At 31.9% G+C, this 1,485-nt stretch carries 2 protein-coding genes; both read left to right on the top strand.

The annotated features are described in order from the left end of the window. The first annotated feature begins 101 nt into the window (after window positions 1–101). Window positions 102–431 (top strand): HNH endonuclease, encoded by a 330-nt coding sequence (locus JIV24_RS22105; RefSeq protein ID WP_200467259.1) that lies wholly within the window; start codon window positions 102–104, stop codon window positions 429–431. 10 nt (window positions 432–441) lie between these two features. Further along, complete coding sequence (locus tag JIV24_RS22100; protein WP_200467258.1) at window positions 442–1,242, top strand: HNH endonuclease; 801 nt, start codon at window positions 442–444, stop codon at window positions 1,240–1,242. Window positions 1,243–1,485: the final 243 nt, after the last annotated feature.

Here is a 1,485-nt window from a genome sequence, read left to right as displayed (position 1 = left end):
TGATGGGAGACTATCAAGCACGGTTCTGTGAGAGGCTTAGGGTGAAATTCCCTTTGCCTACTCGACTAGCCACCGTTAGGCAATATTAAAAAATCCGTACCATGGCAAATAAGTGGGGAATACCACAAGAAGTAGAAAAATATGTACTAAAAAGGGACTTGTTTTGCGTTTATTGTGGAGTTGATTTTTCAATTAATCATGAATCAAGAAAGACTAAACCATCATGGGAGCATATCGTTAATGACATACGGATTTCAAACATAGATAATATAGCATTATGTTGCACTTCTTGCAATGCAAGTAAGGGAGCCAAACTGCTTGATGATTGGCTTGATGGAAAATACTGTAAATCAAAAGGAATAACAAAAAATACAATCGCTCAAGTTGTTAAAAATGCACTTAATAATCCACCAAGATTGAATAATAACTAACTGAATAATTATGAATTGGATAATTTCTGCAAACTCAAAAATGTATGACCATTCAAGTGCATTTGAACATTATGGGTTCATTGATTGGAAACAAGGTCTAACTAAATATTCAACTGGCGATATTGTTTATATTTATTGTACTAGTCCTATCAAAATGATTCAATATAAATGCATTATTGAAAAAACAGATATAGATTATAGCCAAATACAAGATGATAAAAAGTACTGGAATGATTTATCTGAATATGAAAAATCTCAAACTGGAAAATATGCAAGATTAAAATTAATTGAACAAGTTTCAAATAATCAGATGAGGCTAGATAATCTAAAACAAAATGGATTAAATGCAGCACCGCAAGGACCGATAAAGATTAAAAATGATAAACTATTAAAATATATAGAAACATACTTTACTGACAATTATCAAACAGACTATTTCCCTGAAATTGTTGGTGAATCTACAGTTGAATACGAAGGTGCAAAGAAAACAGTGATTGTAAATAAATATGAACGAAGTTCGAAGGCTAGAGAAAATGCAATAAAGCATCATGGATTAAATTGTAAAATTTGCGGACTAAACTTTAAAGAATTGTATGGCGAAATAGGAATAGATTTTATTCACATACATCATTTAGTCCCAATTCACGAGATAGCAGAAAATTATAGGATTGATTTTAAAAAGGATTTAATTCCTGTTTGCCCAAATTGTCACGCTATGCTTCACCGAAAGATTAATGGAAAAGAGCCTACAATTGATGAGTTAAAATTAATGATGAATAGAATAACATTGCCTAACAATGTACAAAAGTAATACGGGTTTCGTGGGTAAGCAAGCTTCAGTTCAACTTGTTATCGCCGCCAAGACGTTCGTCTTGACGGAGTTAAATATTTTGTTAAATTTGGTGTCAAAACAAACGCTTGGCTCATGAGTAAACCGACACGATATTCTAATCAAATCCGTACTACTCTTGTACCAACGTTGGTAACCATAAAAATACAGACGAACAAAATATGAAACATCTACTATTGTATTTAATAACTTTCAGTTTTTGTA

It is taken from the genome of Carboxylicivirga marina (genome assembly GCF_016612505.1).
Taxonomy (GTDB): domain Bacteria; phylum Bacteroidota; class Bacteroidia; order Bacteroidales; family Marinilabiliaceae; genus Carboxylicivirga; species Carboxylicivirga marina.
The sequence above is the reverse complement of the archived record's forward strand: the minus strand, read 5'-3'. Positions and strand labels throughout refer to the sequence as shown.